General features: G+C 71.2%; 21 protein-coding genes. 15 read left to right on the forward strand and 6 right to left on the reverse strand.

All coding sequences use genetic code 11. The features are described from left to right. Positions 1 to 80: 80 nt before the first annotated feature. A complete protein-coding gene (locus IE274_RS04465; RefSeq protein WP_190114254.1) occupies positions 81 to 821 on the forward strand; it encodes a GbsR/MarR family transcriptional regulator in 741 nt (246 codons plus the stop codon). Then, positions 818 to 967, forward strand: a complete 150-nt coding sequence (locus tag IE274_RS04470) for a hypothetical protein (protein ID WP_190114255.1) — start codon at positions 818 to 820, stop codon at positions 965 to 967. Before IE274_RS04465 ends, IE274_RS04470 begins: the two co-directional genes overlap by 4 nt. Here IE274_RS04470 and IE274_RS04475 read toward each other — a convergent pair. After that, positions 964 to 2,667: an MFS transporter gene (locus tag IE274_RS04475; RefSeq protein WP_190114256.1), complete on the reverse strand. Its 1,704-nt coding sequence runs from the start codon at positions 2,665 to 2,667 to the stop codon at positions 964 to 966. The genes IE274_RS04470 and IE274_RS04475 overlap by 4 nt on opposite strands. 181 nt (positions 2,668 to 2,848) lie before the next feature. Here IE274_RS04475 and IE274_RS04480 point away from each other — a divergent pair, with 181 nt between their 5' ends. Then, a complete protein-coding gene (locus IE274_RS04480) occupies positions 2,849 to 3,616 on the forward strand; it encodes a TetR/AcrR family transcriptional regulator (protein ID WP_190114257.1) in 768 nt (255 codons plus the stop codon). 25 nt (positions 3,617 to 3,641) lie between these two features. On the opposite strand, the gene IE274_RS04485 is transcribed toward IE274_RS04480, so the two are convergent. Together IE274_RS04485 and IE274_RS04490 are read right to left on the reverse strand one after the other, a co-directional pair. After that, entirely contained in the window at positions 3,642 to 4,382 is a 741-nt protein-coding gene (locus IE274_RS04485) for a helix-turn-helix transcriptional regulator (protein WP_372446977.1), read from the reverse strand. Positions 4,383 to 4,443: 61 nt separating this feature from the next. Next, positions 4,444 to 4,815: an ATP-binding protein gene (locus tag IE274_RS04490; protein ID WP_229909215.1), complete on the reverse strand. Its 372-nt coding sequence runs from the start codon at positions 4,813 to 4,815 to the stop codon at positions 4,444 to 4,446. A gap of 242 nt (positions 4,816 to 5,057) precedes the next feature. On the opposite strand from IE274_RS04490, the gene IE274_RS04495 reads away from it, so the two are divergent. Further along, entirely contained in the window at positions 5,058 to 5,939 is an 882-nt protein-coding gene (locus IE274_RS04495; RefSeq protein ID WP_190114260.1) for a helix-turn-helix domain-containing protein, read from the forward strand. Positions 5,940 to 5,943: 4 nt separating this feature from the next. After that, on the forward strand, positions 5,944 to 6,162 hold the full coding sequence (locus IE274_RS04500) for a DUF397 domain-containing protein (protein WP_190114261.1): 219 nt from the start codon (positions 5,944 to 5,946) through the stop codon (positions 6,160 to 6,162). A gap of 7 nt (positions 6,163 to 6,169) precedes the next feature. Here the strand turns inward: IE274_RS04500 and IE274_RS04505 are convergent, their stop codons facing one another. Further along, positions 6,170 to 8,575, reverse strand: coding sequence for an NACHT domain-containing protein (locus IE274_RS04505; protein ID WP_190114262.1), 2,406 nt, complete (start codon positions 8,573 to 8,575; stop codon positions 6,170 to 6,172). A gap of 213 nt (positions 8,576 to 8,788) precedes the next feature. Here IE274_RS04505 and IE274_RS04510 point away from each other — a divergent pair, with 213 nt between their 5' ends. Genes IE274_RS04510 through IE274_RS04520 form a run of 3 tightly spaced genes read left to right on the forward strand, consistent with a single transcriptional unit; the run spans position 8,789 to position 11,605 of the window. Further along, positions 8,789 to 9,232 (forward strand): hypothetical protein, encoded by a 444-nt coding sequence (locus IE274_RS04510; RefSeq protein ID WP_190114263.1) that lies wholly within the window; start codon positions 8,789 to 8,791, stop codon positions 9,230 to 9,232. 9 nt (positions 9,233 to 9,241) lie between these two features. Beyond that, positions 9,242 to 11,059, forward strand: coding sequence for an alpha/beta hydrolase (locus IE274_RS04515; protein WP_190114264.1), 1,818 nt, complete (start codon positions 9,242 to 9,244; stop codon positions 11,057 to 11,059). A 12-nt stretch (positions 11,060 to 11,071) separates the two neighbouring features. Next, positions 11,072 to 11,605, forward strand: a complete 534-nt coding sequence (locus IE274_RS04520; protein WP_190114265.1) for a hypothetical protein — start codon at positions 11,072 to 11,074, stop codon at positions 11,603 to 11,605. A gap of 60 nt (positions 11,606 to 11,665) precedes the next feature. On the opposite strand, the gene IE274_RS04525 is transcribed toward IE274_RS04520, so the two are convergent. Beyond that, positions 11,666 to 13,438 (reverse strand): helix-turn-helix domain-containing protein, encoded by a 1,773-nt coding sequence (locus IE274_RS04525; protein WP_190114266.1) that lies wholly within the window; start codon positions 13,436 to 13,438, stop codon positions 11,666 to 11,668. Between the two features lie 177 nt (positions 13,439 to 13,615). On the opposite strand from IE274_RS04525, the gene IE274_RS04530 reads away from it, so the two are divergent. Then, entirely contained in the window at positions 13,616 to 14,620 is a 1,005-nt protein-coding gene (locus IE274_RS04530) for an ArsR/SmtB family transcription factor (protein ID WP_190114724.1), read from the forward strand. 53 nt (positions 14,621 to 14,673) lie between these two features. Here IE274_RS04530 and IE274_RS04535 read toward each other — a convergent pair whose 3' ends face one another. After that, positions 14,674 to 16,113 carry a cation:dicarboxylate symporter family transporter gene (locus IE274_RS04535; protein ID WP_229909217.1) on the reverse strand — a complete coding sequence of 480 codons (1,440 nt, stop codon included), beginning with the start codon at positions 16,111 to 16,113 and terminating at the stop codon, positions 14,674 to 14,676. Positions 16,114 to 16,279: 166 nt separating this feature from the next. Between IE274_RS04535 and IE274_RS04540 the strand changes: the two genes are divergently transcribed. The 6 genes from IE274_RS04540 to IE274_RS04565 all read left to right on the forward strand — a co-directional run bounded on the left by IE274_RS04540 (position 16,280) and on the right by IE274_RS04565 (position 22,767). Beyond that, positions 16,280 to 17,956, forward strand: coding sequence for a sensor histidine kinase (locus tag IE274_RS04540; RefSeq protein ID WP_229909219.1), 1,677 nt, complete (start codon positions 16,280 to 16,282; stop codon positions 17,954 to 17,956). Next, the gene (locus IE274_RS04545; protein ID WP_190114267.1) at positions 17,953 to 18,642 is read left to right on the forward strand and encodes a response regulator; all 690 of its coding nucleotides are present in this window, start codon (positions 17,953 to 17,955) and stop codon (positions 18,640 to 18,642) included. Before IE274_RS04540 ends, IE274_RS04545 begins: the two co-directional genes overlap by 4 nt. 213 nt (positions 18,643 to 18,855) lie before the next feature. Beyond that, positions 18,856 to 20,220, forward strand: coding sequence for an extracellular solute-binding protein (locus IE274_RS04550; RefSeq protein ID WP_190114268.1), 1,365 nt, complete (start codon positions 18,856 to 18,858; stop codon positions 20,218 to 20,220). Positions 20,221 to 20,294: 74 nt separating this feature from the next. After that, complete coding sequence (locus tag IE274_RS04555; RefSeq protein ID WP_190114726.1) at positions 20,295 to 21,101, forward strand: carbohydrate ABC transporter permease; 807 nt, start codon at positions 20,295 to 20,297, stop codon at positions 21,099 to 21,101. Next, positions 21,102 to 21,944 carry a carbohydrate ABC transporter permease gene (locus tag IE274_RS04560; RefSeq protein ID WP_190114269.1) on the forward strand — a complete coding sequence of 281 codons (843 nt, stop codon included), beginning with the start codon at positions 21,102 to 21,104 and terminating at the stop codon, positions 21,942 to 21,944. Positions 21,945 to 22,137: 193 nt separating this feature from the next. Continuing rightward, positions 22,138 to 22,767 (forward strand): helix-turn-helix domain-containing protein, encoded by a 630-nt coding sequence (locus IE274_RS04565; RefSeq protein WP_372446986.1) that lies wholly within the window; start codon positions 22,138 to 22,140, stop codon positions 22,765 to 22,767. Positions 22,768 to 23,187: the final 420 nt, after the last annotated feature.

Consider the following 23,187-nt stretch of genomic DNA (forward strand, 5'->3'; position numbering starts at 1 on the left):
ATGAACGCATACTTCGCAGGTGCGGGCGCCGAGCCCCGTGCGGGGCGGCAGAGCAAGACCGGAACAAGAGGGGAACACCGATGCCCGGAGGCAGACTCACCAACGAGGAGCGCCGGCACATCGCCGCGGGACTGGCGGCGGGGCTCGGATACACGGAGATCGGCCGCCGCCTGGAGCGGCCCGCCTCGACGATCATGCGGGAGGTCACCCGGAACGGCGGCCCCGACGACTACGGGGCGGACCGGGCGGAGCAGGCCACCCGGCACCGGGCGCGCCGCCAGAAGCAGGATCCGCCACCGGCGCCGCCGCTCCCCGACAGCGGCCACGGGCGCGACCCGCAGGCGGTGCGGGACTTCACGGAGTCGTTCACCGATCTCCTCGTGCAGCAGGGCCTGCCCCGGATGATGGCCCGGGTCCTCGCCTGTCTGCTGGTCACCGACTCCGGCGCGCTGACCGCCGCCGAGCTGGTCCAGCGCCTGCGCGTCAGCCCCGCGTCCGTCTCGCACGCGGTCACGTTCCTGGAGGAGCAGGGCATGCTCACGCGGGAACGGCCGCCGGGCGGGCGCCGCGAACGCTATGTCATCGACGACGAGGTCTGGCTGCGGTCCACGCTCGCGGCGCGGCAGATGAACGACGTCCTGGCGGCCGCGTCGCGGCGCGCGACCGAGGTGCTCGGGGCGGCGACACCGGCGGGGGCGCGCTTCCACTCCTCCGGCGAGTTCCTGCTCCTCGTGAACGAGGCGCTGCAGAACGCGATGGACCAGTGGCGGCGGAACCAGGCCGCGCGGAACGCGGAACGGAGCGCGGACCCGGGTCCATGACGGACGCTCAGGAGCCGCGCTCCGACGGGGAGAACGTGGCGGGTCGGCCGTGCGCCACCGGCTCGGCGGACCAGGACCGACCCGTGCGCCACCAGCTCGCGGACCGGGACCAGCCCGTGCGCCACCGGCTCGCGGACCGGGACTAGCCGTGCGCCACCGGCTCCTTGGCCGCCTCCCGGCTGGACACGGGGGCCTCGGGGCCGACCTCGGCGGGCTGCCGCTTCTCCTGCCCCTTCCTGGGCAGCAGGAACGCCACGATCACCGTCCCCGCGCCGAGGACCACCGCGGCGACCAGGCTCGTGTGGGCGACCGAGTCCGAGAACGCCGAGCCCACCGCGTGCTTCATCTGCTCGGCGCCCTGGGCGAGTTCGCCCGCCTGTGCCTTCAGCTCGGCGGCCTTCTGGGGGGTGGTGCCGGGCGCCGCGGCCTGCTCGGCGAGCTTGCGGGCCTGGCCGCCGATGGCCTGGGCGACGCCGCCGCCCGCGCCCACGGAGTCCTGCGCCTGCTCCAGGGCGGACGCGGGAAGCTTGCTGCCCTTGGTCTCGTCGGCGAGGCCGTCGGCGTACGAACTGGCGAGCACCGAGCCGAGGACGGCGATGCCGAGGGAGCCGCCCAGCTCCAGGGAGGTGTCGTTGACGGCGCCGCCGACGCCGAGTTCCGACTCCGGGAAGGCGCCCATGATGGCGTCCGTGCACGGCGACACGGCGAAGCCGAGGGACACGCCGAGGATGATCAGGGACGGTACGAAGTCGCCGTACGACGAGGTGGCGTCCGTGGCCGTGAGCAGGGCCAGGGCCGTCGTGCCGCCGACCATGCCCGCCGTGACCATGACCTTCGTGCCGAGGCGCGGGGTGAGGAAGCCGGTGAGCGCCGAGCCGACGAACACCGCTCCGGCCAGCGGCAGCATCCGCACGCCGGTCTCCAGCGGGTCGTACTGGAGGACGAACTGGAGGTGCTGGGTGAGGAAGTAGAAGGCGCCGAACACGGCCACGAAGAACAGGGCCACGGCGAGGTTCGCGCCGGAGAAGCCGCGCTCGGCGAACTTCCGCACGTCCAGGACGGGCCGCGGGTGCCGCAGCTCCCAGACGACGAACAGGACGAGGCCCACGGCGGCGATCACCGCGGCGACCACCGCGCTCGCACCCCAGCCGAAGCCGGGCCCTTCGATGATCATGTAGATGAGCGCGCCGATCCAGACGACGGACAGCAGCCCGCCGACGTAGTCGATACGTCCCGTGGTCGCGGCCTTGGACGGCGGTACGAGGACGAAGGCGCCGACGATCGCGACCGCCGCCACCGGGATGTCGATGAGGAACGTCGACGCCCAGCCGTTGTCCTCCAGGAGCGCGCCCGCGATCAGCGGTCCGGCGGCGATCGCGATGCCGGACGTCGCCGCCCACAGCGTGATCGCCTTGGCCCGGTCCGCGCGCGGGAACGTCGAGGCGAGCAGCGAGAGCGTCGCGGGCATGATCATCGCCGCGCCCACGCCCATCACCGCGCGGGCGGCGATCACGGCGGTCGAGCTGTCCGAGAGCGCCCCGGCAGCGGCGCCGGCGCTGAGGACGACGAGCCCGAGCACGAGGGCGCCGCGACGGCTGTACTTGTCGCCGATCGCGCCGAACAGCAGCATCAGGGCGGCGTACGGGACGGTGTACGCGTCGATGACCCACTGCAGGTCGGAGCTGGAGAGGTCCAGGTCGCGGGTCATGTCCGGGGCCGCGACCGTGAGCGCCGTGTTCGCCATCACGGCGATCAGCAGGCTCAGGCACAGCACGAGCAGGGCCCACCAGCGGCGGGCGTACGGCCCGTCCATCCGCTCGACCGGCTCCTTGATCAGCAAAGGCATCGGGTCCACCCCTCGCAACGTTCCGCCATCGCCCGCAGGGCGCGTACGGCACTCATCGGATTCCCGCACAGCACAGATCTTGCACAGCACTGTGCAATTGCACGTCTCTGTGCAATGTACGCGATGGGCAGCCATGTTGCACATCGGTGTGCAACTGTCCGGCTGGCGGCAGAATGAGCCCATGAGCCGTACGCAGCCGACGACGCCGCCCGTGCCCCCCGCAGGCCCCTCGGCGGGGGCTGCCTCCGGGCCGACCTCGGGGGCCGCCGCCGCGCCCTCCGCCGAAGCCGCCTCCGCACCCGTCGCCGTATCCGCCGCGCAGGCCCGCGCCGACGCCAATCGCCGCCGCATCCTGGACGTCGCCTTCGCCGAGCTGACCCGGGACCCGGACGCGTCCATGGACCAGATCGCGCGCGCCGCCGGTGTCGTACGCCGCACCGTGTACGGCCACTTCCCGAGCCGCGACGCCCTCGTCACCGCGATCCTCGACGAGGCCGTCGCGGCCGTCAGCGCCGCGCACGCCGCCGGGTACGAGGGCGTCGACGACCCGCCGCGCGCCGTCGCCAGCGCGATGCTCGCCGTCTGGCACGTCACCGACCGCTACCGGCTGCTGATCTCCCTGGCCCAGCGCGCCATCGCCATGGAAGGCATCCGCGAACGCCTCGCCCCCGTGCACGAGCGCGGCACCGCGATGCTGCAACGGGGCCTGGACGAGGGCCGGTTCGTCTCACCGATGCCCGCGAGCGCCCTCGCCTACGTCGTCGAGAACATCATGTTCGCCCTCATGGAGGCGGTGAACGACGGCCTCATGGAGCCGGAAGCGGCCGGTCGGGCAGCGGCGGTCACGTTCCTGTGCGCGGGAGGAGTTCCCTCGACGGAGGCGGAGGCGCTGGTGGCCGAGGTGGCCGCCGAGCGGGCGTCGACCTCGACGTCGGAGCAGGGCTCCTGACTTCCCCACCCACCCCTCGCCGAAGTTAGACCTCCTTACCGGGGACAGTCTCGGTGGGCGGGTTGGACCCGGCGCCGAAGGAACGGGAGACCAGGAGCGCCGGGTCGGGCGCGTCGACGACTTCCACCGGATGCCCCAAGGGCCGCAGACCGCCGACCGCGTCAGCCCGGAACGCTCGCCATCGCCCCTCCGTCACGTCCCGGGCGACGAAGTACCACCGGCGTTCGGCGTGGACGAGGCGGTACGGGTCGACGTCCCGGACCGTGCCCCTCCCCTCCCAGTCGACGTACGAGAGGCGGACGCGCACGCCCTCGCGGCACGCGGCGGCCAGCTCAAGGAGCAGGCCCGGCATGGCATGCGGCTCTTCGGCCCGGGCGGCGGCTACGAAGGCGGCGTCCCGTTCGTCCAGCCGGTCGATGATCCGGCGCGGCAGCACCTGCCGCAGTTTCAGCAGCGCGGACAACGCGGCCCGCTCACCGCCGAGGGCGCCTCCGAGCGCGGCTTCGCACAGGCCGACAGCCACGGCGAACGCTTCTTCGTCATCGAGTATCAGCGGTGGCACCGTGGATCCGGCGCGGAGGCGGTAGCCGCCCCATGGCCCCGGGTCCGACTCGATGGCGTACCCGAGGTCCCGGAGCTTGGCGATGTCCCGCCGCACGGTGCGCTCAGTGACGTCGATGCGGTCGGCAAGTTCGGCGTTGGTCCACGATGGCTGGGCGGCCAGCAAGGAGACCAGTCGCAGGAGACGTGCGGATGTGCTGATCACGTTGCGAGTTTTCCCCATGACCCGGACGGAAGGTGTCCTGGTCTTGGCGTGGGGGCGTTGTTCATGTTGACGTGGGGCGGGGGAGCTTGGCGCGGACGGTCTTGCCGTGGCCCGCGCGCAGGAACCAGCCGAATTCGTCGGTGAGTTGGCGTACGACGAGGAGGCCACGGCCGCCCTCGCCGGGGGCGACGGCCCCGCCCTCGAACCCGGGGAACGTGCGGCCCGGGTCCGATACGTCGACGATCAGCTCGTCCTCGTCGGTGAGGGCGAGCCGCAGCCACAGGTGGCGGCCGGTCGCCTTGCCGTGCCGGGCGGCGTTGGCGACGAGCTCGGAGACGACGAGGACGGCGTCGTCGAGGTCCCCGGCCCAGTGCCAGGCGGTCAGCCGACACCGCGAGTGCTGCCGGGCGAGACGGGCGGAGGCGGGGGTCATGGGGTAACTGGAGAACCAGTTCCGGGTGGGGAGGGGAGTGTGGGGCGGAGCCACGGGATTGGTCATGTGATGACGGTTGCGGGCTTGCCCGTTCGGTCGCAATCGAAAGTCCGCTGAATATCCAGCAGGGGAACATTGGACTATGCCCGGATATGCGCAAGCCGCTGCGGAGGTGCAGCAGCGACTGCCACACTCGACGCACGGCAACCGCCGTTGCACACAGCGCGACGAAGGCGAGTGGCATGGCAGCGAAGCGTGGGCGCACCAGTCAGCGCCTGGAACTGGGCCTACAGCTGAGGCAGTTGCGTGAATCCTGCGGGCAGAGCGAGAGCGGTGGCGGCCTCACCCGGAAGCAGGCGGTCCAAGGGCTGAAGATCTCCGAGACCTCGCTGCAACGGATCGAGACCGGCGCCCTCAACTTCCGGAACGTCGGTGACTTGCGCAGGCTGCTGACCAAGTACGGCGTCACGGACGAGGAGATCGTCAGCTCCTTCCTCAACCTCAACCGGGAGTCGTCGACGCAGGATTGGCTCACGCAGTACCGTGGACCCTTGCCGCCCGAGCTGCCCAGCTTCGTCGGGCTGGAACCCGAGGCGCGCAGCATGATGGCGTACCACCCGACACTGGTGTACGGCCTCCTCCAGACGGCGCCCTACACGAAGGCGCTGCACGAGGTCCAGAAGCCGGTTGAGGAAACGACGTCGGAAAGCATCCGCAGCAGCGTGGAACTACGCATGCGGCGACAGGAAGTCCTCACCCGGGAGAACCCGGTCAAGCTGCACGTCATCCTCGGCGAGGCCGCCCTGCGGTACCCCGTCGGAGGCCCGGACGTGATGCGCGAACAGTACGCACGGCTCCTGGAACGCTCGGAGTTGGAGCACGTGACGCTCCAAGTGCTGCCCTTCCGCTGGGGATACCGTGCCACCAACGACTTCGCGATCCTCGACCTGGGTGACCGGTTCCCACCGCGAGTCCAGATCGACAGCGCCTGGAACGCTGTGTCCACCTCGGACCGGCCCCGCGAAGTCGCCCGCTTCACACGCCGGTTCAACGCTCTGGTGGCCTCAGCCCTGCCACCCGAGGACACCCCCAAGTTCCTGCACCAACTAGAGCGAAAGCTGTGACCCCATGAACGCACGTTTCAACGCACCCGACCTCGCCCCCGCAGCGGCCTGGTTCAAGTCGTCGTACAGCGATGGCGTCCCCAGCAACTGCCTTGAGGTCGCCGACCTCACCCCCCACCCCGCCGGAGGCAACCGCGTAGGCATACGCGACTCCAAGAACCCCGACGGCCCCGCCCTCCTCCTCGGACTCCCCGCCTGGCAGGCGTTCCTGACCGGGCTCTGAGGCCACCTCACCGGGGATTCCGCGCCAGCCACTCCCGCAGCTCCCGGTGCCGGAACTCGTACTCGCCGCCTACCACGCGGAGCAGCCCCGCGTGGTAGGCCCAGGCCAGAAACGCGCCGGGACGGGGCGGCACCCGGCCAAGAACCGCACCGCCTAGGGCCGACGCACCGCGCGCCATGCTGCTGCCGAGTTCGGCGGCACTGAAGGCGACGACAAGGAAAACGGCTCCGGCGAAACCGATCATCGCTTCGTATCCCCTGCCGAGAAGGAGCGCGATGCAGAGCACGGGCAGGTTCGACGTCTGTGCGGCCTGTCGCCAGAGGCGACCGACGACGTCCGCGCGGGGCTCGCTGCCCGGGCCGAGGAAGACGCAGCCGAGGATGTAGAAGAGCAGGACGCCCACGGTGGCGCCGCTCTTGAAACCGTCGTCCGGTGCCGGGATGTCGTGCGCCATACCGATCACGGTGGCCACGCCCCCGCCGACCAGGGCGAAGCCGGGTAGGGCGCGGGCGCGCCACAGCAGGAGGGCGACGAGGGCGAGCGCGCCCGCGCAGGCGAGGGCGAGCACGGGGTCGTACGCCATGGCGACCCAGGCGACGGGCCCGGCGACGAGGGGCACCGCCACGCAGGCGACGAGCCCGCGCCGGTCGCGGTGGGTGACGAAGGGGGTGCCCACGAGGTAGGCCAGGCCCACGCACTGGGCGATGAGGACCCCCACCGCGTACCAGACTTCCTGCGGCACGGCGGCGTACGCGTCGCTGAAGGGGGCCATGGCGCCAAGAGCGAAAGCTGCCAGGGCCAGGGCCACCGAACCCGCGCTGGAGACGGCGGACCACAGGGCGCGGCGCGACCGTTCCGGCCACCGGGACCGCGACTGGCGCACGCGCTCCGACGACCCCACGGGGGTGCGCTCGCACAACGTGGCCGACTGCGTGTGGGCGGCGCCCAACGCGACGAGCCCCGCGAACAGCAGGGACTGCGCAAGCCCTTCGCGGTGGACCCACCACGCCTCGGGTACGAGCCCGCGCACCAGGTCGGGCACGACGTACAGCGCGACGGCGGTGACGGCACCGACCGTCAGCATCGACGCGGCACGGGTCACGTAGGGCCCCACGACCCGCCCGTGCGTGGCGCCCCCGCGCTCCTCGGCCTCGGCCATGCGCCTCAGCCACCGGTGGACCCGCCGGGGCGCGTACTCGCGCTGCCGCGCCCACACGGTCCGGTCCCCGGTCAGGCTCCCCCGCGCCCACCGCACCGCCGCGTTGGCGGAGCGGGTGGCGGCCGGGACGTACCGGGCGAGCAGCTGCTCACGGATCTGGTCGGCCGAAGCACCGTCGACGGGCGGCGCCACATCGGCGGACTCCCCGTACACGGCGAGCGCGAGCCCCAAATAGAACGGCGAACTGAGGGCCTCGGCGACGGCCCCGCCCGCGCCTCCGTCCCGCATGGCGTCGACGACGGCGTCCATCGGAGAGGGCCGCCCGTCGGACCGGAGAGCGACATACCGCCGCGCCTGCTCGGCGTCGACGCCGCCGACGCGCAGCAGCGTGGCCTCACGGAGCCATGTGTGCAGGCCGGACAGCTCCGCGTACCGCTGCTCGCGGCAGGTCAGGACGAGGGGCGCGCTGCCGCCGGCGGCCTGGTAGGCGTTGAGTTCGCCGAGGGCCTGGCAGGCCCGCTCCGGCTCCTCGCCCTCGGGATCCATCTCGTCGAGCCCGTCCAGTACGGGAACGACGAGCCGCCGCGCGACGAGATCCCCGGCGACAGCCACCGGCACCTCGTACGCCTTGACGAGACTGTCCTTGAGCCAGTGCTCGAACCCGCCGACGGTGCGACGCCCGCCCCACCACCGGCGCCGGGTCCGCGCCGGAGGCAGATCCCGGACGGCGAGCCGCACGGGCACCGCGTCCTCGGCTCCGCGCACGCCGAGCAACCGCACCACGAGGTGCACGGCGAACACGGTCTTCCCGGCCCCCGGCTCCCCGATCACGACAAGCCGCCCGGGCTCCGCGCAGTACCACCCGGCCACATCGGACAACCGCTGCCGCCCGGACGGCTCGGCACCGCCCTGACGTGGGGTCACGTCCACCGGCAGGTCGATGAGGTGCGCGCCGGTGCCGAGCATGTGAGTGCGCTCGGCGACCTCCACGTCCTGGACGGCGTGGGCGAGTTGGGCGAGCGCGGCCGCGCGGGCGTCGGTCGCCTGCTGGAGGCGGAGCGCGCGGAGACTGACGGCGGCGCCGACGAGAATGCCGAGGACGCCGAGCGGCAGTCCAAGCACCCCGGCCATGTCCTGCGGTTCGAGCGCGTTGTGCCGCAGGGTCACGGCCGCCCAGCCGCACCCCGCGAGCAACAGCGCGGCCCCGCCCCCGAACAACCACCGCAGGCCGCTGTCCCGCCTCCCCGCATTCATGGCTCAAAGCATGCCGAGCACCCGCTCGCGAAACCACCTCGCCGCGTCGAGCAGCCACCAACGGCCGCCGAACGCGCGTGCGCGGAAACCGTAAGTGACCGAAACCCAGCAGCCGTTCACACGGACGCCGTACCGTACGCGTTGATCACCGATACGTTGCGGTGGCACATGCACACCGCTTGTCGGCGCGACACAGGAACGGGGAGGACACGCGTGGCGTGGGAGGAGTGGGAGCAGCTCAAAGCCGAGGCCGCCGAGCAGCACACCGCACGAATGCAACTGAACCAGACGGAGCCCGGCTCCGGGGTCGACACCGGAAGCCTGGTGTCGGACAAGAAGGCCTGGGCCAAGGCGGGCCACGACATCGGCTCGTTGCGCGAGGGCATCGGCAAGGCGCTCGATCAGCTCTCCGACGGCCAGAACGGCCTGGGAGCGGACAGCGGCTGCCGGACGGCGGGCGCCCAGAAGGAGGTCCACGCCTCCTGGGAGCGCTACGTGAAGGCCGTGAACCGCCGTTGCGGAGCGCTCGCGGGGCTCCTTGAGAAGGCCGGCAACGAGCAGTTGAGGACCGACGATTCGGTCAGGGCCGCGATCGGCAACCTGAAGATCGCGTACGGGGACACGCCCGCGATCGGCGGACAGGGCAAGGGACGGTAGTCGGGCGTCATGGATCTTGCGACACTCAAGGCCCTGAAACCGAACGAGTACGCGGAGGCGGCCAACGGATACCGCCGCACGTCGGACATGGCGCGCGCGGCTCACGACCGCGTCGGGACGCAGATCGCCGCGGCCATGCGGAAGTCGTTGAAGGGCGAGGCCGCGTCGGCGGCGATCAAGCAACTGGCGGAGCTGGGGAAGAACTTCCACTACGTCCAGACCGAGTGCGGTCTCGTCGGTTCGGCCCTCGACGCGTTCTCGTACGAGATGGAAGCGGCCAAGAAGAAGCTCGACGCGGCCCTCGCCGACGCCAAGGCCGCCGGGCTCACCGTGCACGCCGACGGCTCGGTCGGCTATCCGCCGGGCGGCGAGAAGGGCAAGGACGGCAGGACCCCGGACGGCGGCACGGCCACCGGCCTGACCGACGACACCGCCTCCGCCGTCGGCCGCCAGGCGGCCGGGTTCGACCCCAACCCCAAGGCCCGCCTCGCCCAGGACTGCGCGGACCGGATCGCCGCGGCCCTCAAGGAAGCGACGGAGGCCGACACGAAGTGGGCCCCGAAGCTGCGTGCGCTGAAGGCCGACGACGACTTGACGGTCAGCGACCGTGACTGGGCTGACGTCTCCTCGGACACCAAGGGGGTGAACGCGGCGGGCAAGGAGTACCTCGACTCACTGCCGCAACCGCCCAAGAACGGCGACCCGAAGGCCAACGCGGAGTGGTGGAAGGGCCTCGACGCCGACGAACGATCGGCGTGGACCGCCATGCGCCCGGACTCCGTCGGCAGCCTGGACGGCCTGCCCTCCACCGTCCGTGACGAGGCGAACCGGATGGTCCTCGCCGAGGCCCGCGGGACCGCGCAGGTCGAGTACGACACCTGGCTGAAGAAGCATCCGGAGCCCGCGCGCTACACGGAATTCACCAACCCCCAGACCGGGGAGGTGAACAGAAAGGTCGAGAACCCGGAGTGGTGGAAGTGGGAAAAGGCACGCAGGGACGCCCACAAGTCCATCGACGGGATGGAGCTGATTCAGAAGCGCTTCGACTCAGCCGGTACAACGAGGACTCCCCCGGCGTACTTGCTGGGATTCAGCACCGAGGGTGACGGCCGCGCGATCATCGCCAACGGAAACCCGGACACGGCGGATCACCAGTCTGTCTACGTGCCGGGGACGAAAGCATCACTCCCGAACATCGAGGGTGACATCAACCGCGCGGTCAAGGTATGGAACGCGGCCGACGGCCTGGCCGGCGAGAAGTCCGTTTCCACCATCACCTGGCTCGGATACGACGCTCCTGACACCGTCGGAAAGGACGCGCCCTTCGAGCACTACGCGTACGACGGAGCCCCGGCGTTCAACCAGTTCCTGGACGGCCTCGAGGCAGCCCACACGGGCGATTCGGAACCCCACCGCAGCGTGATCGGCCATTCCTACGGATCAACCCTTATCGGCGCGGCGGCCGAGACCGGGGATCTCAACGCCGACGATGTCGTCTTCGCGGGCAGCCCCGGCGTCAAGGTGTCGGGCGCCGACGAGCTGGACGTCCCCAAGGGGCACGTGTGGAACGAGGAAGCAAAGGGGGATGTGGTCCCCGACCTAGGCCGCTATGGACACGGCGGGGACATGTTCATCATTCCGAGCGACCCGGGATTCGGTGCCAACCAAATGGCCACGGATACCGAAGGCCACAGCGGTTACTGGGACGAGGAATCAGTAAGTCTGCTGAATCAGGCCCGAGTGGTCGCGGGGAGAGACGACGAGGTCAAATTGGAGCCACCGCCGTCCAATCCATTGACGAGCGAAGAAGTTGAGCGTTCGAAGTAGGAGAACCCAGGCATGAGAATCACCATGCGAGCCTCCGTGCTCGCCGCGCCCCTTGCACTTGCGACCCTGACCGGATGTGGCATGAGCGACGACAAATCCGATGGCGTCCCGTCGGCGGGCACCAGCACCTCTCACGACGCCGTCGAAACGATGAAGAAGACGTCCAGCGGCATATACGACCTGATCGGCGTGAAGGGGAAGGCGTCCGACAACGACCCCGGAGTCACGGAATGCTCGGGGAAAGACTCGAAGAAGTACTTCCGCATCTACCATCCGTGGAGCTTCTCCCCCGCCTCGGCGAGCGACCTCGCCGAAGCGATGGCGCGACTCAAGCGGGAACTGCCGAAGCACGGATGGAAGATCGTCGCATACGGGCCGAACACCAGTAAGAACAAGAGCGTCGAAATGACCGCCGACCACGACAAGAAGAAGGTCAGCGTCACCGTCGTCAATATGTCGAAGAGCGATCCGCCGATCCTGAGCCTCAACCTCGTGTCAGGCTGCTACCAAGTCCCGGACGGCCAGAAGGTCGACCTCTACCCCTGATTCCCCGGCTGCCCGCAGGCCCCTCCGCCCTCCGCCGATGAGAGCCGGGCACCCGGGCCCTCACGCCCGGTACTCCACCAGCACCGGCGACTCCCCGTACACCACCCGCTCCCCCGCCCGCACCCGCTCCACCCCGCCGTCCATCCGCCGCAGCCGATGGGCTCCCTTGTCCAACTCGGCCACAGCACGGCCCCGTTGGGTCCAGCGGATCGCGAGGCGGGGACCCGTCGGCCCGGACTCGCGGGATTCGCCGGGCAGGAAGACGCACTCGTAGACGCCGGGCGGGAGGCCGACTCCGGTGCCCTTGCCGCAGGAGGTGATCCGCTGGCCGGCGAGCCAGCCGTGCAGGCGGCCGATGCGGCGGCCCGGCTCCGTGGGCGGGCCGCCGACGGGCTGGACGACCAGGGGGATGTTCCTGCCGCCCCAGGCGTAGAAGTACATCCGCTCGACGAACGACCTACGGGCGTAGAGGCCGACCAGGTAGAAGCGCACGGCATAGTCGTTGGCGCGCCGGGCGGAGAGGCGGGCGCCGTCGTCGACCTCCGCGCCCGGTCCGGTGCCCCACACGCGGCGGCCCTCGTCGTTCCTGCGGAAGATGGCCTCGGCCTTCGCCGCGAGTTCGATGATCTCCTCGGGCGGGCCGTCGGCCCGGCGCGGGTGCAGTTTGAGCGCCGCGGTGTCGCAGAACCCGTACGCCCCGGTGTGGGCGAACTTCGCGAGCAGCGCCCTGCCTTCGGCCGTCCACAGTTTGCCGAAGGAGGGACACGCCACCTTCGCGTCCGGGTCGACGCGCCGGATGATGCGCGCGGCCCGGCGCACCATCTCGGCCAGGGTGGCCATGCTCCCGTCGTAGTGCGTGGTGGCGCCCACGCTGTCCCAGAGTTCGTACGCCCCGATCCGGGAGCGGTAGCGGATGGCGACCTTCTCGACGAAGTGCTCCCAGTCGGCCAGATCGTCCGGGGGCGCGGCACGCGAGTCGTCCGGGTACGGCGTCATCGGGCCGCCGGGGGCCGCCCAGCCCGGAGTGCCGCCGAACACGAACAGCACGGGCAGGTGCTTGCGTTCGGCGCCTCGTACCGTGCGCTCCAGGATCTCCCAGTCGAACTTCCCCCGCTCCGGCTCGACTTGGGCCCACCGGGTCTCGGTCTCCCAGAGGCGGACCCCGCTGACGGCGAAGTCCGGCATGAGGCCGGTGTCGCTGTTCATCGTGACGCCGAAGAACTCGCGGTCGAGCGGCTTGGGCGCCAGGGCCCAGTACGGCCCTTCGGCCTGCTGGCCGGACGGCCGGTCCACGGTGCCGCCGCTGGCCGTACCGGTGCTGCCCGTGCCGCCCGAGTCCGGCCGCCGGTCGAAGGTCACGGCGCTCACCACGGTGACGGCGACGACGACGGCGAGCAGGAGCGTACGCAGGCGCTGCCGGGGGCTTGATCCGGCGATCCAGGCCGCCCCGCGCGGGCGCGGGGACGTCCCCCGGGTTCCCGGGACGTCGCCCTGTGCGGCGGGCCGTTCGACGCCCGCCGCCGCGGCTTCCTCGTCCGCCGCCGCGGCTTCCTCGTCCGCCGCCTCCCGCCCGGCGTCCCGCTCCGCCTCCCGCGCCCGCGCCTCCGCCCGCGCCCACGCCCCGTACAGCCGGTCGAGCTCCCGCTGCCCCGCCCCGCACACCCGCGCGATCCGCTCGACCGTGCCGAAGCTCGCGGGCACGGTCAGGCCCTGGCAGTAGCGGTGCACCGAGGAGCGGCTCAGGCCGGTGCGGCTCGCGAGAGCCGTGTAGCTGCGGCCGCTGCGCTCCTTCAACTCCTGCAGAAGATCGGCCAGTTCGTGAGTCTCACTCATGGGCTTGCCCCTGTGTCCGTCCCACAGCGGCAGAACATAGCAGGCAGGGCGCATGCGGGCGTCCCACCGTCCCAGCGGGACGTGTCCTGCTTGCCGACGGCACGTCTCATCGAGATCGTCGTCCTTGTCGCCGTTCGGGGGATCGGCGACCGCTCGACACCATCGGGGGAACACATCGTGCTGCGTGTCCACTTCACCGCCACCGATCTCGTCCGCACCCGGGTCTCCGACGGGGCCGACCCGCTCTGGGAGACCGTCCTCAGCCTGCACCGGCTCCAGGACCGGCGTCCCGATCCGGCCCTTGCCGCCGGTCGCCGTTCAGGGCACGGCGACCGGCGGGGGCCGCTCGGGATGCTCCTGCCGCTCGTACCGCGGCGCGGGTACTTCCCGGACTTCCTCACCCCGCCCGCCGCGGCGGCCGGACTGGAGCACGGCCTGGAGGCGCTGATGTGCACGCCGCGCACCCGGCTGCGCGCCGAGCTCGCCGTCCTCGGCGACCGCAACCCGCTGCCGTCCTGGACCCGCTCCCTGGCCGACGGCGAACCAGCGGCGCTGCGGCGGCTCGCCCGCGCCCTGCGCACGTACCACCAGGGGACGCTCGGCCCGGACTGGTCCCGCGTCACCCGGCGGGCGCACACCGACCGCGCCCTGCGCCTGCACGCACTGTGGCACGGCGGCGCGGAGGCGATGCTGCGGACGTACGGCCCGTCGATGCGGTGGCGGTCGCCGGTGCTCGAAGTCGCGTACCCGGTCGACCGGGACCTGCGGCTGGACGGGCGGGGGCTGCTCCTGGTGCCGTCCTGCTTCGCCCGCAGCCCGGTCGCCCTCGCGGACACGGCGCTGCCGCCGACGCTCGTGTATCCGGTCCGGCCGCGTCCGGCCGACGCCGCCCGGCCCGCGTACGAGGGTCTCGCTCCGCTGCTCGGCCACACCCGGGCGGCCGTGCTCCAGGCACTCGGCGGCGATCCCACCACCACGGAACTGGCGCGCCGGGCCGGGGTCTCCCTCTCCTCGGCGAGCGAACACGCCGCCGTCCTGCGCGAGGCGGGCCTGGTCTCCAGCGTCCGCCAGAGCAACGCGGTACACCACGTGCTGACGCCCCTGGGTTCGGCGCTGCTGAGGGGGAACCAACAGCCCGTCGTGGGGGTCCCCCCTGCTCCATCGGAGCTCGGGAGAACTTGAGGACGGGGCCGAGAGCCGTTTCGGCCCCGGCCCCGTCCAGGGGCACGCGAGGGTCAGACCTTGACGGCGGCCGCCTCATCCGCGGCGGCCCGTCCCGCGGGGACCTCGTCCTCGGCCTCGGACGCGGGCTTCTTCTCCAGGGAAGGCCCCACGTCCCCGTGGTCGTCATCGAGAAGCGTCCGCTCGTCGAACGGAATCCTGCCGTCGAGGACGGCGGCCACCCGCTCCCGGTCGACCTCCTTCGTCCACGTACCGATCAACAACGTGGCCACCGCGTTGCCGGCGAAGTTCGTCAGCGCCCGAGCCTCGCTCATGAAGCGGTCGACACCGATGATCAGGCCGACGCCGTCGACGAGGGCGGGCTTGTGCGACTGCAGGCCGCTGGCGAGGACAGCGATGCCCGAGCCGGACACCCCCGCCGCGCCCTTGGACGCGATCATCATGAACAGCAGCAGCGAGATCTGCTCGCCGATGCCCAGCGGCTGGTCCATCGCGTCGGCGATGAACAGCGACGCCATCGTCAGGTAGATCATCGTGCCGTCGAGGTTGAAGGAGTAGCCGGTCGGCACGGTGATGCCGACGACGGGACGGCTGACGCCCAGGTGCTCCATCTTCGCGATGAGCCGCGGCAGCGCCGACTCCGACGAGGACGTGGACAGGATGAGCAGGAACTCCCGGCCCAGGTACTTGAGCAGCTTGAACAGGTTCACGCCGGTGGCAAGGCGCAGCAGCGTGCCGAGCACCACCAGGACGAACAGCGCACAGGTGATGTAGAAGCCGATCATGATGGTGGCGAGCGCCTTCAAGGCGTCCGTACCGGTCTCGCCGATCACGGCGGCCATCGCGCCGAACGCGCCGATGGGCGCGGCCCACATGATCATGCCCAGGATGCGGAAGACCAGCTTCTGGATGTGCTGCACCCCGCGCAGCACCGGCTCGCCCGTCTTGCCCATGGCCTGCAGGGCGAAGCCGACGAGGAGGGCCACCAGGAGGGTCTGGAGGACCTCGCCCTCGGTGAAGGCGGAGACCATCGTCTTGGGGATGATGCCGAGCGCGAAGTCGACCAGGCCCTTGTCCGCCTCGTCGGCGGCGGTGTGGCCCGCCTCCTTGTCCGACGAGGTCAGGTCCATGCCGTCGCCGGGGTGCAGGATGTTGCCGACGATCAGGCCGATGGCGAGGGCGACCACGGACATCGCCATGAAGTAGGCGAGAGCGAGCCCGCCGACCTTGCCGACCTTCGCCGCCTGCCGGACGGAGCCCACGCCGAGAACGATCGTGCAGAAGATGATCGGCGAGATCATCATCTTGATCAGGTTCACGAAGCCGGTGCCGATCGGCTTGAGCTCCTTGGCGAAGTCCGGCGCGATGAAGCCGACGGCGATACCGATCAGTACGGCGACGATGACGGCGATGTACAGGTAGTGGGTCCGGTCCCGTTTGGCGGGCGGTGCGCCCGTACCGGCGGTGTCGACCGCCGTCTGTCCCTCTGCCACGGGGTGCCTCCTTGGGCTACGTACGCTGCGTACGACTGGCGTCTGGCTCCTCGCCCGTCGTGCGGCTCACGTCCTGGCGATTCCGGGTGACTATCTCCCGGCCTGTGACGGCGGTCACCCTTACGTTCATTTAGTTCGCACATACACGTCACGGCAGACTGGGAACATGCCCCAGGTCCCCCGACCGCCCCATCCGCCCCGCCGACCCCGCGGGCCGCGCAGCCTCGCCGGTCAGCTCTTCGCGATGCAGGTGGTCCTGGTGGCGGTCGTGGTCGCGGGCTGCGCCCTGTTCACGTACCTGAGCGACCGGAACCAGGCCGAGGAGGCCGCGCTCCGCCAGGCCACGGCCGCCGCCCGCGCGGTGGCCGACTCGCCGTCGGTGCGCGAGGCGATCCGCGGCGAGGACCCGTCCCGCAGGCTGCAGCCGTACGCCACCGACGTGCAGCTGCACACCGGCGTCGACTTCGTGACGATCATGGATCCGCGCGGCATCCGCTGGACCCACCCCGACCCCGACCGCATCGGCGAGCGCTTCCTCGGCCACACCGCGGAGGCCCTGCGCGGCCAGACCTTCACCGAGATCTACACCGGCACCCTCGGCCCCTCCGCGCGCGTGGTCACGCCCGTCTTCGACGGCGGGGACGACCGGCGCGGCGAGCACGGCCGGATCGTCGGCCTGGTCAGCGCGGGCATCACCATCGACGCCATCAGCGAGAAGGCCCGCGGCCAGCTCCTCGCGCTGCTCGGCGTCGCCGTCGCCGCGCTCGCCCTCGGCGCCGTCGGCACCTACGTGATCAACGCCCGCCTGCGCCGCAGCACCCACGGCATGAACGCCGGCGAGCTGAGCCGCATGCACGACTACCACGAGGCCGCGCTGCACGCCGTCCGCGAAGGGCTGCTCATGCTCGACGGGCGGCGCCGCGTCGCCCTCATCAACGACGGCGCCCGCGAGCTGCTCGGCGCGCCCGAGGGTGTCGTCGGCCGGTACGTCACCGACCTCGGCCTGCCCGCGCCGCTCACCGGCGCGCTGCTCGACACCCGGCCGCGGGTGGACGAGGTGCATCTGACGGCCGACCGGGTGCTCGTCGTGAACACCTCGCCGGTGTCCGGCGGCGACCGCAAGGGCACCGTCGTGACCCTGCGCGACCACACCGAACTCCAGGCCCTCGCGGGCGAGCTGAGCTCCGAACGCGGCTTCACCCGGGCGCTGCGCTCGCAGGCCCACGAGGCCGCGAACCGGCTGCACACCGTGGTCTCCCTCATCGAGCTGGGCCGCGCCGACGAGGCCGTGGAGTTCGCCACCGCCGAGCTGGAGCTGGCCCAGGCCCTCACCGACCAGGTCGTCGCCGCCGTCAACGAACCCGTCCTCGCCGCCCTGCTCCTCGGCAAGGCCGCCCAGGCCAACGAGCACGGCGTCGAGCTCGTCGTCTCCGCCGACACCAGCGTCGACGACGGCATGCTCCCCACCGGCCTGCCGCCCCGCGACCTGGTCACCATCCTCGGCAACCTCATCGACAACGCCGTCGACGCGGCCCAGGGCTCCCCCGCGGCCCGCGTCACGGTCACGGTCCGCGCGGAGTCCGGCGGCCTCCTCCTCCGCGTCACGGACACCGGCCCCGGCGTCGACCCCTCCCAACGCGAATCGGTCTTCCAACACGGCTGGAGCACCAAGGCCCCCTCCGGCCGCGGCCTCGGCCTCTCCCTGGTCCACCAGACGGTGACCCGCCACGCCGGCACCTTGACCTTGACGGAACCGGAGGAGGGCGGGGCAGAGTTCACGGCGAGCCTGCCCTTGGAACCCGCACGGGTCGGCGTACGTACCGACGGAAAGGCCGCCAGATGACCGACCCTCAGCCCATCCGGGTCCTGGTCGTCGAGGACGACCCCGTCGCGGCCGACGCCCACGTCCTCTACGTGAACCGGGTCCCCGGCTTCGAGGCCACCGCGACGGCCCACACGGCCGCCGAAGCCCGCAGAGCCCTGGACCGGGCCCCGGTCGACCTGATCCTCCTCGACCTGAACCTCCCCGACGGCCACGGCCTGGCCCTGGCCCGCACCCTCCGCGCGGCGGGCCACCGCGCGGACGTCATCGCGGTGACCTCGGCCCGCGACCTGGCGGTGGTCCGCGAGGGCGTCTCCCTGGGCGTCGTCCAGTACGTACTGAAACCCTTCACCTTCGCAACGCTCCGCGACCGCCTCACCCGCTACGCGGAATTCCGCAACGCCGCAGGCGAGGCGACGGGCCAGGACGAGGTGGACCGCGCCCTCGCGGCCCTGCGGGCCCCGGCCCCCGCCGCCCTGCCGAAGGGCCTCAGCGGCCCCACCCTGGAGAAAGTGACCCGCACGCTCCAGGACGCGGCCCCGGACGGCCTCACCGCCGCGGCGACCGCGGACACCACCGGCCTCTCCCGCATCACGGCCCGCCGCTACCTGGAGCACCTGGTGACCACCGGCCGCGCCGCCCGCAGCCCCCAGTACGGCCACGTGGGCCGCCCGGAACTGATCTACCGCTGGCTGCCCCCGGCCTGACCGCCCCCGGGGCCCGAGGCCTGATCCACAACCCCCAAACCCCCACCCCATAACAACGTTGTCACGTTACTGACAAGCGTCAACGCACTGCTGCAGCAACCCCGTTGCAAGGGCATTGACCTTGCTCCGAGCCCGCGCTTACGTTCACCGGCAGCAGCCCCGCGCGGCAGCACCCCCGCGCCGCGGCGCGGCCGCGTCGGACCGTAGGAGGTCGTGCCCGTGCGCCCCACCGCCCCCGCCCCTCTGCTCCTGGCAGCCGTGCTCGCCGCCTCCACCCTGACCGCCTGCGGCGGCGGCTCCGGCGACGACCCGGACACCGTGAAGGTCTCGTACAAACAGTCGATGGACAACAAGATCCGGGTGATGGACGACTACCTGGAGTCGATGAAGAAGCAGTTCGAGAAGGCCAACCCGGGCAAGAAGGTGAAACTGGTGCCGATCAAGGCGCCGGACGCCGAGTACTACACGAAGGTGCAGCAGATGCTGCGCTCGCCGAAGACCGCCCCGGACCTGGTCTACGAGGACACCTTCCTCATCAACTCCGACATCACCAGCGGGTACTTGAAGCCGCTCGACCCGTATCTGGACAAGTGGAAGGAGTGGCCGAAGTTCATCGACACGGCCAAGGCGGCGGCGAAGGCCGAGGACGGCAAGACGTACGGCGTGCCGGACGGCACGGACACGCGCGGGCTCTGGTTCGACAAGGACATCTTCAAGAAGGCGGGCCTGCCCGCGAACTGGCAGCCGAAGAACTGGGACGAGATCCTGGACGCGGCCCGCACCATCAAGGAGAAGGTCCCCGACGTCGTCCCGCTGAACGTCTACACCGGCAAACCCGGCGGTGAGACCTCGTCCATGCAGGGCATGGAAATGCTGCTCTACGGCACGGGCGAGAACCCGCTGTACGACCCGAAGGCGAAGAAGTGGGTGGTGGGCGGCCAGGGCTTCAAGGACTCCCTGAAGTTCGTGGAGACGGTCTACAAGGAGAAGCTCGGCCCCGACGTCGAGGACGCCCTCGACCCGAACATGGCCACGCGGGTGCGCGGCGAGTTCCTGCCCGAGGGCAAGCTCGGCATCAACCTCGACGGCTCCTGGCTGCCACAGGACTGGCTGCCGGGCTCCGGGCACGAATGGCCTCAGTGGTCCAAGGAGCTGGGGCTCGCGGCGATGCCCACGCAGCACGGCCAGGCGCCCGGCAAGGTGAGCATGTCCGGCGGCTGGACCTGGGCGATCCCGTCCAAGGCGGACAACGCCGACCTGGCGTTCAAGTTCATCGAGACCATGCAGACCAAGGAGAACGCGAAGAAGTGGTACATCGCCAACTCCGGCATCTCGGTCCGCGAGGACGTCGCCAAGGACCCGGCGTACGTGCAGGCGCAGCCCGGCATCAAGTTCTTCACCGACCTGGTCGCGTCCACGCACTACCGCCCGGCGTTCCCCGCGTATCCGAAGGTCTCCACGGCGATGCAGGAGGCCATGGAGCAGGTCACGACGGGCGACGGCTCGGTGGACAAGGCGGCGAGCGGCTATGACGACGAGGTCGGGTCGGCCACCGACGGCAAGGTGATCGAGAAGTGACGGCTCCCCCGGGCCACCGGCGGCTCGCCCGCTCCCTGGCCCGGGCCCTGCCGGTGTCGCCCGCGGTCGTCCTGATGGCCCTGTTCCTCGCGGGCCCGATCGGCTACTGCGCGTACATCGCCTTCACGGACCTCCAGCTCACGGGCCAGGCCCACGAGTCGTTCGTCGGCCTCGAGAACTTCCGGACGGCGTTCGACGACGAGGACTTCATCAACGCGGTCTGGCTGACGCTGGTCTTCACGTTCCTGTCGTCGATCGTCGGCCAGAACACCCTGGGCCTGGCCCTCGCGGCGCTGATGCAGCGGGCGTCCAAGACGGTCCGCACGATCACCGGGGCGGTCGTCGTCACGGCGTGGGTGCTGCCGGAGGTGGTCGCGGGCTTCCTCCTCTACGCCTTCTTCCGCCGCGACGGCACCCTCAACGCGGTCCTGGACTTCCTCCACCTGCCGTCCCAGAACTGGCTCTACACCCTGCCGATCCTGGCGGTGTCGTTCGCCAACGTCTGGCGCGGCACGGCCTTCTCGATGCTCGTGTACTCCGCCGCCCTGAACGAGATCCCCAAGGAGATCACCGAGGCCGCGGAGGTGGACGGCGCGAGCGGCTGGCGCCGCATGTGGCACATCACCCTGCCGATGATCCGCCGCTCCATCGGCACCAACCTGATGCTCAACACCCTGCAGACCCTGTCGGTCTTCGGCCTGATCTGGGTGATGACGCGCGGCGGCCCCGGAAACCGCAGCCAGACCCTCCCGCTGTTCATGTACGAACAGGCCTTCCAGAAGAGCATGATCGGCTACGGCACGGCCGTGGCGCTGCTCCTCCTCCTGGTCGGATCCCTGTTCTCACTCATCTACATGCGCCTGCTGCGCACGGAGGTCTGAGTGTCGTCCACACCGTCCGCACGCCGTACGAGAAGCCGCAAACTGGCCGCGGACATCGGCCTGTTGGCCGTCGCCGCGACCTTCGCGGTACCGCTCGCCTGGGTGCTCCTGTCCGCGCTCGACCCCAAGGCCGACGTGGGCATGAAGGCCCCCGACGGCATCACGCTCGACAACTTCGACGCGGTCCTCACCGACGAGATCACGTTCACGCCGATGCTGAACAGCCTCCTGCTGTGCGGCGGGGGCACTCTCCTGACCGTGATCAGCGCGGCCCTCGCCGCGTACCCGCTGTCCCGCTACAGGTCCCGCCTGAACCGCCCCTTCATGCTCACGATCCTCTTCGCCACCAGCCTGCCCATCACCGCGATCATGGTTCCGGTGTACGCGCTGTTCGTCCGCGTCGACCTCATCGACACCATGCAGGGCACGATCTTCTTCTTCGCCGCGTCCCAGCTCCCGTTCGCGATCTGGCTGATGAAGAACTTCATGGACGGCGTCCCCAAGGAACTGGAGGAGGCCGCCTGGACGGACGGCGCATCGCCCTTCCAGTCCCTGATCCGGATCGTCCTGCCCCTGATGGGCCCCGGTGTGGCCGTCGTGACGGTCTTCTCGTTCGTCATGATGTGGGGCAACTTCTTCGTCCCCTTCATGCTGCTCCTGTCCCCCGACCAGATGCCGGCGGCGGTCAGCATCAACGACTTCTTCGGCTCCAAGGGCGCCATCGTCTACGGCCAGCTCGCGGCGTTCTCCCTCATCTACTCCACGCCGGTGATCCTGCTGTACGTCCTGGTGGCGCGGAAGCTGGGCGGGGGGTTCGCCCTGGGGGGTGCGGTCAAGGGCTGATTCCCGCACAAAGGGGGGCGCGTGGAGCACATGGAGGGCGCCCGCCAGCCGTACTTTCATATGAGCCGCAACCCTGTGTGAACAGACCGTAGTCGCCACCCCCATACGGCCATACCGTGTGCCCGTGCAACCGAGCCAGCCCACGCCGCCCTTCAACTTCCCCGCCGCGCGCCGCCTCCGGGAGGCGCTGGGCATGGCTCCGGGCCACGTCGCGTACGGCATACGGGCCAGCTACGGCCTCGCCCATGTCACGCCGGACACCGTCATGGCGTGGGAGCGCGGGCTCGCCGCGCCGAACGCCGCCGAGCTGGCCGCGCTCGCGGCGACGCTGTGGTGTTCGCCGGGCGAGCTGATGGGCGCGGCCACGACGCTGCGGGAGCACCGCCTCGCCCGCGGCCTCGCCCCGGAGGACGTGGCGCGCGGGGCGGGCGTGGAGATCCAGGCGTATCTGCGCATGGAGGAGACCGACCACTGGCGCGGCACGGACCGCCAGTCCGCGGCCCTCGCGCGCACGCTGCGGCTCTCCCTGCCCGACTTCGTCACGGTGACGGGCCGCGCCGACGACCTCGCCGGGCTGCTGCGCAGCGCGGTGACGACCCGCTGGCAGGGCTACATACGCCCGGTCAGCAAGCTGCTCGCCGTGGAGAAACGGGACGTCGAGGGCCCGCTGCGCAAGCTGCACGACGATTACCAGTCCCGGATGGTGCGCACGCTCAGCTGGGGCGGCGGCGCGAGCGCGGACGCGTCGGGGCACGCGGGCCGCGACTTCCTGGACCGCATCCTCGACCACTTCTGGCCGCTGGTGCCCGACCTCACGGACTGAGGCCTGGGGGCGCGGGCCCGCCCGCCCGGCACCGGCGCCCCGGACGGCACCCCGGGCATCTCCGAGCGCACGCGCCCCTCCTCCTGGAGAGGGCGCGTGCCCTCGCCCCGGGGACCTGGCCCGCGTCGCGCCGTACGTGACCGGGCTCATCCGCCGCTTCAGCGAGTGCTCGACCCATGAACCCGGTCCTGCGCCTGCGCCCGGACCGGATGACCCGCACCCGGCGTCGGCCCGGCCCACTCCGCTCCCACGCGCCCCGCAGTCGGAGCGCGTGCGACCGGCGGCCCGGCGCGCGGGCCGTGCGGTGCGGACGCAGCGCTGCGAGGGGCGTCTCGAACGCCCTCCCCAGGAGCCGTGGAGGGCCTTCCATTGGTGGGTGCGCACGTCAGGCGCTGCTGGACGCGCCTTTCCAAACCCGGT

Source organism: Streptomyces flavofungini, from assembly GCF_014650815.1.
Taxonomy (GTDB): Bacteria; Actinomycetota; Actinomycetes; order Streptomycetales; family Streptomycetaceae; genus Streptomyces; species Streptomyces flavofungini.